Source organism: Candidatus Falkowbacteria bacterium (genome assembly GCA_026396835.1).
Lineage (GTDB): Bacteria > Patescibacteriota > Patescibacteriia > Patescibacteriales > Patescibacteriaceae > Patescibacterium.
Genome location: JAPLWA010000001.1, coordinates 62364 through 68913, shown reverse-complemented (window position 1 = coordinate 68913; position 6550 = coordinate 62364). Strand labels below are relative to the sequence as shown.

8 protein-coding genes and 2 tRNA genes are annotated in these 6550 nt (G+C 35.6%); 7 read left to right on the top strand and 3 right to left on the bottom strand.

Features of this window, described 5'->3' with window-relative positions; translation table 11 throughout:
• Nucleotides 1-14 precede the first annotated feature (14 nt).
• Together NTY12_00345 and NTY12_00340 are read right to left on the bottom strand one after the other, a co-directional pair.
• The gene (locus NTY12_00345; protein ID MCX6792458.1) at nt 15-137 is read right to left on the bottom strand and encodes a hypothetical protein; all 123 of its coding nucleotides are present in this window, start codon (nt 135-137) and stop codon (nt 15-17) included.
• Nucleotides 134-895 carry an undecaprenyl-diphosphate phosphatase gene (locus tag NTY12_00340; protein MCX6792457.1) on the bottom strand — a complete coding sequence of 254 codons (762 nt, stop codon included), beginning with the start codon at nt 893-895 and terminating at the stop codon, nt 134-136. Before NTY12_00340 ends, NTY12_00345 begins: the two co-directional genes overlap by 4 nt.
• A gap of 54 nt (nt 896-949) precedes the next feature.
• Between NTY12_00340 and NTY12_00335 the strand changes: the two genes are divergently transcribed.
• Nucleotides 950-2377, top strand: a complete 1428-nt coding sequence (locus NTY12_00335; GenBank protein MCX6792456.1) for an Nramp family divalent metal transporter — start codon at nt 950-952, stop codon at nt 2375-2377.
• A 362-nt stretch (nt 2378-2739) separates the two neighbouring features.
• Here NTY12_00335 and NTY12_00330 read toward each other — a convergent pair whose 3' ends face one another.
• Nucleotides 2740-2865 carry a hypothetical protein gene (locus tag NTY12_00330; protein MCX6792455.1) on the bottom strand — a complete coding sequence of 42 codons (126 nt, stop codon included), beginning with the start codon at nt 2863-2865 and terminating at the stop codon, nt 2740-2742.
• On the opposite strand from NTY12_00330, the gene NTY12_00325 reads away from it, so the two are divergent.
• From NTY12_00325 to NTY12_00300, 6 genes are all read left to right on the top strand, one after another.
• Nucleotides 2858-2930: transfer RNA gene (locus NTY12_00325), tRNA-Pro, on the top strand. The two genes, NTY12_00330 and NTY12_00325, sit on opposite strands and share 8 nt — an antisense overlap.
• Before the next feature lie 108 nt (nt 2931-3038).
• A tRNA-Met gene (locus tag NTY12_00320) sits at nt 3039-3111 on the top strand.
• A gap of 294 nt (nt 3112-3405) precedes the next feature.
• On the top strand, nt 3406-4128 hold the full coding sequence (locus NTY12_00315; protein ID MCX6792454.1) for a YebC/PmpR family DNA-binding transcriptional regulator: 723 nt from the start codon (nt 3406-3408) through the stop codon (nt 4126-4128).
• A gap of 108 nt (nt 4129-4236) precedes the next feature.
• The gene (locus NTY12_00310) at nt 4237-4542 is read left to right on the top strand and encodes a GIY-YIG nuclease family protein (GenBank protein ID MCX6792453.1); all 306 of its coding nucleotides are present in this window, start codon (nt 4237-4239) and stop codon (nt 4540-4542) included.
• A gap of 48 nt (nt 4543-4590) precedes the next feature.
• Entirely contained in the window at nt 4591-5067 is a 477-nt protein-coding gene (gene ruvC, locus NTY12_00305; protein MCX6792452.1) for a crossover junction endodeoxyribonuclease RuvC, read from the top strand.
• Between the two features lie 33 nt (nt 5068-5100).
• Nucleotides 5101-6444 (top strand): SLC13 family permease, encoded by a 1344-nt coding sequence (locus tag NTY12_00300; protein ID MCX6792451.1) that lies wholly within the window; start codon nt 5101-5103, stop codon nt 6442-6444.
• Nucleotides 6445-6550 lie beyond the last annotated feature (106 nt).

The window sequence follows — 6550 nt, the reverse complement described above, 5'->3', positions numbered from 1 at the left end:
TTTAGATGAAATGACTATTCAACGCTATGTTCTAAACCAACAACATCACCAAGTAGAAATGCCAAGACTTCCACTACCGACTTAGCCCGCGTAGCGGGCAAGAAAGAAACCGCCAGCTTATTGCTGGCGGTTTTCATTTTAGAAAAAATAATAAAATTATAAGACCAATGATAATTCGATAAATTCCAAAGGCAGTAAAAGTATGTTTTTGGACATAGCTAATAAACCATTTAACAGCAAGTAGTGCGGTAATAAAAGATACCGCAAAACCGAGCCCTAAAACTTGCCATTCGTTAGCTGAAAACTGCCAACCATTTTCTAAAACATCAAGGCCGCTGGCGGCGGCCATAGTTGGTATGGCTAAGAAGAAAGAAAATTCTACAATTTTTTCGCGCGAAACCCCCATCAGCATTCCGCCGATTATTGTGGCAGCTGAACGTGAGACGCCCGGTATAACTGCTAGCATCTGATAAACACCGATCCAAAAAGAATTTTTAATAGTCAGGTCTTTGTTTGATTCTTTCGTTTTATAATATTTTTCAAACATAATTAAACCTAATCCGCCGATAATTAGAGCTAAGGCTACAACCAATAAATTGGTTAATAAAACTTTTTTTACAAAGGGATAAACAAGTAAGCCAATAATTATCGTTGGCACAAAAGCTGAGGCAACAAATAAAACATTATTCCATTTAGTTAAAAGTTTTTTAATATATAAAACAACGATTGCTAAAATAGCACCGAGCTGAATGTAAATATTAAAACTTGTTACAAAGGGTGTCAGAGGAATGTTAAAAATTTTACTAGCAAACATTAAATGACCAGTGGAAGAGATGGGCAAAAACTCAGTAATTCCTTCAATAATGCCTAGAATAATGGCGTGAATAAATGACATAATATTTAAGTTAAATATGTTATACTCAAAGTATATCATTATTAGCTTAATCGTATGAATGAAGTCATAAAAAAAGAGTTTCCTAAGCCATTGTCTTTAAAGAAGATAATTGGTCCAAGTTTTATTATGTTGGCCTTTGGGCTTGGTTCTGGTGAATTGATTTTATGGCCTTATTTAACCGCTAATTATGGCTTAGGTTTAGTTTGGGGAGCTTTGGTTGGTATTACTTTTCAATATTTTATAGATATGGAGATTGAGCGCTACGCCCTAGTTAAAGGCGAAAGCGTTTTTGTCGGTTTGGCTGGTCTATTTAAAAAGGCACCTTATTGGTTTATTCTTTCTACTTTCTTAGGTTGGGCTTTGCCAGGTATTATTGCTGCCGGCAGTAAATCCTTAGCAGCTGTTTTTGGCATAGCTAACTTTAAATGGTTGGCTATTTGTTTACTGTTAGTTATTGGTTTAACTTTAAGCCTAAATCGTACAGTCTATTCTTTGATGGAAAAAATAACTAAGTGGGTAATTTTACTTGGTGTGGCTTTTATTTTAGTTATGGCTATTTTGTCAGTTAACTTCGAAGCTATCAAAGCTTTGGGTCAAGGCTTAATAGGCATTGGAGCTGGTTTTAATTTTATTCCTTCAGGCATTAGTCTAGCAGTCTTGCTTGGTGCTTTTGCTTACGCTGGTGCGGGCGGAAATTTAAACTTAGCACAATCAATTTACATAAAAGAAAAAGGTTTTGGTATGGGGGCCTATGCTCACAAGATGAGCGGGCTATTTAAGAGCGGCAAGATCGATGAATCGTTTAAGTTAACTGGTGAAGATTTTGAAATAAACGCCGAGAGCATAAAAAATTTCCAAGGCTGGTGGAAAAGAATAAATACAGAGCATGCTCTCGTGTTTTGGTTTTTAGGTTTTACGGCCATGGCTTTGTTAATGCTTTTGTCATATAGTACAACTTTTGGTAAGGCTGATAATGCGCAAGGCGTTAATTTCTTAATTCATCAAGGCGCTAATTTGAGCACTATCCTAGGCGCTTGGGCAGGACCGGCCTTATTGTTTGTAATTGGAATTTTGTTGGTGCAAACTCAATTAGGAGTTATTGACTCGACCTCTAGAATTATGGCTGAAAATACAGCGTTAAAAAAGATTCAGCTATCAGGCAAAAAAGATGTTAACTTAAGCAAGATTTATTATTTCTTTGTTTGGGCACAAATTTTATTTGGTATACTAATGTTCTTGTTTAACTTTTATGAACCAGTAACCTTGATTGTGATTGGAGCGGTGATCAACGCCGTGGCGATGATCGTCCACATCTTCTTAGTCTCATATCTTAATCAAAAAGCATTACCTAAAATCTTTCGCCCTAAGTTGTGGCGCCGATTAGTATTAGGAGTAATTTTTATTTCATTCCTTTGTTTCGGCGTAGTTACTCTATGGAGTAATTTTCTTACTTTGTGGGCAAACCTAATAGCAAAAATATAAAAATAGTTAAACGTTGGCTGAATATTTTTTAGCTAGTGTCTTCAAATCAAATTTATTCGCCAATTTGGGTTCTTTTATTATCTAAGCTATTGACATATTCATATAAATGTGTTAAGTACTAGGGTATCTATTAATAAAACAATATAAATTATTCGAGCTCAGAAGGAGGCTCGTTATTTATGGATAGAGAAAAATTAGTACTTTTTTATTCTGCCACTCTTTGGAAACCAGTTTAAAGGAAAGGTTCTTGCACTTTGTCAACTTGCATCTAAATTCCAGAAATGGGCAAGTAAATATGGTCTTAGCGATGAAGAGTCTTTAGCAGTTTGGAAGGCCGGCCTTTCGACTGACGAAGATAAGCATTACATGGTAGAAATAGCACGTTCAGCAATTAATAAATTACCCAATGAAGGAATTGTTGATTTAACTGAAGTTGTATAAAATTTATAATCACGAATTGGTTTAGTTTGCCTAAAAGTTGCCCGCATAGCTCGGCTGGTAGAGCAGTGGTCTGGGAGATCACCGGTCGAGGGTTCAAATCCCTTTGTGGGCGCTTATCCGGAAATGAACTTTGTTTCCGGATTTTTATTTGGAAATTCATTAACTTGACGAATGTTTTTCATTAGTGTAATTTCTTAATGTTAAAAATGAATTGTTCTTTGGTCATATAGCTCAGTTGGCAGAGTGGTGGGCTCATAACCCATAGGTCGGGGGTTCGATTCCCTCTATGACCGCTTCTCCGGAAATATTATGTTTTCGGAGTTTTTATTTTAAGGCTTGACTAATTCATGTCATGCTAGTAATAATTTATTCATTGCTGATGATAACTCTGGTGTTTAGTAGCGGCGAGCGAAAAACACTAGTGGCACTATGGCTTTATCAAGCTGTCACAGCTACAAGAGCGAGGGTATAAATTCCCTCTACAGGCAATCTCCGGGTATATGCAAATGTATATCCGGATTTTTTATATTTGATTTTTCCATTATCAAGTGGCATACTGGCTTTGAAGACTATTATTATATTTTTATATGTCAGGACACTCAAAATGGGCGACAACGAAACGCGCCAAAGCTGTAGTAGACGCTAAACGCGGCACTGTTTTTACTAAAATTAGTAATATTATTACGATTGCTGCCCGCAAAGGCGGTGATCCAGCTATGAATTTTGCCCTAGCTCAAGCCGTTGATCAGGCTCGAGCCGTCAATATGCCTAAAGATAATATAGAAAGGGCAATCAAACGCGGTACTGGCGAAGGCGGCGGTCAAGCCATTGAAGAATTGGTCTATGAAGGTCATGGCCCTGCTCAAAGCCAGTTTGTGGTTAGAGTTTTAACTGATAGTCGTAATCGCGCGGCTTCTAATATTCGTCATTTATTCAGTAAGAGTGGCGGTTCTTTAGGGGCGGTTTTATGGAATTTTGATCATAAGGGAGTTATTTTAATTAGCGAAGAGAATTGGGAAACCAGTAAATACTCTTGGGATGATTTTGTTCTTGAATCAATTGATAATGGAGTTGATGACATTATTCATGAAGAGAATGGAGTAATAATTTATACGAAGCCGGAAGATTTAATGAAGGCTAAAGTTTGGTTAGAATCAAAAAATCTTAAAACCGAATCAGCTGCTATGGAATATGTGGCTAAAGAAAAATTAATTTTGAATGAAAATGATAAAGCGAAGGTAGAATCTTTTATTGAAGCTTTAGATGACGACGAAGATGTTAGTGATTACTTCACTAACGCTGAAATATAGGGTTGGTTAATAGTCTCGTGCACGAAAATGTAAAATTAGTGAATACTCTCCTGTCATCCCGGCGTAGGCCGGGATCCATTTATAGCTTAAAATTAAGTTTTAATTGCTATGGGAGGGAAGAGCTATTATGTCTATATATTAACTAGCGAAGTTCATGGTACGCTATATATTGGTATGACTAGCAATCTCGTGCAGAGAATTTATGATCATCGTATTGGTAAGTATGAAGGCTTTACTAAAAAGTATCATGTGAATCGATTGGTGTATTATGAAATATTAGAGGATGCTAGTTCAGCGGTATCTCGAGAAAGACAAATGAAAGAATGGCAACGTCAATGGAAAATAAATCTTACTAATAAATTTAATCCTGAGTGGAAAGATTTATATTCAGATGTTATTAGACTCTGTTCGTAATAATAGATCCCGGCCTACGCCGGGATGACACACCTTATAATCACGTTTATGTCTAAAAGAATTATTATTGGTTTTGATCCAGGAATTGCTGATACCGGCTATGGTGTCATCGAGGATCAGGGCAATAAAATGATTTGTTTAGAATATGGCTCAATAAAAACTCCAGCCAAGCAAGCGCTGTCACAGCGTTTAGTTTATATTTATAAAGAAGTTTCAGCTTTATTAAAAAAATACAAACCAGATTTAGTTTCAATTGAACATTTATTTTTTTGCCGCAATGTAAGTTCGGCTATGGCAGTTGGAGCTGCGCGTGGCGTTTTGCTATTAGCTGTTGAACAAGCCAAGGTAGAATTAGTTGAATATACACCTAATCAAGTTAAGCAGGCGATTTCTTCATATGGCGCTGCTAGTAAGCAACAGGTACAGAAAATGGTGAAACTATTTTTGAACTTAAAAGAAATTCCTAAGCCGGATGACGCCGCTGATGCATTGGCGATGGCGATTTGCGCGAGCAGTAAGAAATAAAATTTTATTTAATTAAGTTCGTCTATAAATCCTGTGTCTAATCTAATTTTAATAGCACTAATATTCCTGACGGCTTATTTTGTGATTAAGCCTACTGTTTTTTTTCGGTCTGGTTTTCAATTAAATTTAGTCACAGCGCCGATCTTAGTATTATTGTTCACAATCCTTTTTGGGCTAGTGGACTTTAATACTATTGCCCAGGGAATATTGGGCTCAGGTACTATTATTCCATGGAAAGTTTTAATAATATTTTTTGGGAGCGCGTTTATATCGATAAGTGCTGATAAAAGTGGTATATTTGATCACATTTCAGTTTTGTTTTTAAACAAAGCACGCGGCAGGGGTGTAGTTCTTTTTGTTATAACTTACTGTTTTGCATGGTTTTTATCGGTTTTTGCATCAAATGACATTGTTATCTTAACTTTAACGCCGATTGTTTTCTATTTTTCCATCTATTCAAATGTCAATGTAATACCCTTATTGTTTGCTGAATTCATTGCAGCAAACAATGGAATTTTCTTTATTACTGGTAATCCAGTTGATACTATTATTGCTACTTCGCTTAATATTGATCAGACAAGCTATATAATTAACACTATTTCTCCGACAATAGTGCTTTCACTTGTTAGTCTAGTTTTGCTTTTTCTGTATTTTAGAAAAGTGATAACGAAAAATTATAAAGTTAAAAACTTACTCAGATCAGTTAGAAACTGGTTTGACGCTAAATTAAGCATGGTTTTGCTGATTGCAGTTATTGCATGTCTTTTAATAAGCAGTTATTTGAAAATGGATCTTTGGCTAATTGTCTTATGTGGTTTTGGTTTGTTCGTGATCAAAGACTTGTTCATTCCATTTCTATATCATCATAAATTATTTGAAAGTGCTCATGGAAAATTATGGAGAATTCATCAAACAATTGTGGGCATGCCATGGGATATTTTGCCATTTATTTTAACCATGTTCATATTAATGGTCGCTTTAGATCAAAACGGTTTTTTTAATATTATTTCGATCTGGTTAACTCAAGTAGTTCAGACGAGTTCATTAAAGGCGAGTTTAGTTTTTGGTGTATTGTCATTGCTGACTGAAAACATGGTTAATAATCAACCCATGGCAATAATGTTTAGTCACATTTTTACTAATGCCAATTTACAAATTAGCCCCAAGGCTTTTAAGGCCGGACTTTACGCTGTAATTTTGGCTGGCAATGCCGGTGCTTCGCTTACCATGGTTGGAGCTTTGGCTGGATTAATGTGGCAGAAAATACTAAGGCATAAAGGCATGGTTATAAGTTATTGGGATTTTACTAAAGTAGGATTATTCGTTGTCTTGCCTTCTGTTATTATTTCATTCTTTGTATTGGCGTTTACGTTATAATTTTTTTAATAAATTTTTAACTTTATAATATATTCTGTACACAAATAGTGTACGAAACCATTGACTTTTGGCCTTTTTCGTGATATACTTGGTATATAAGTGAAAA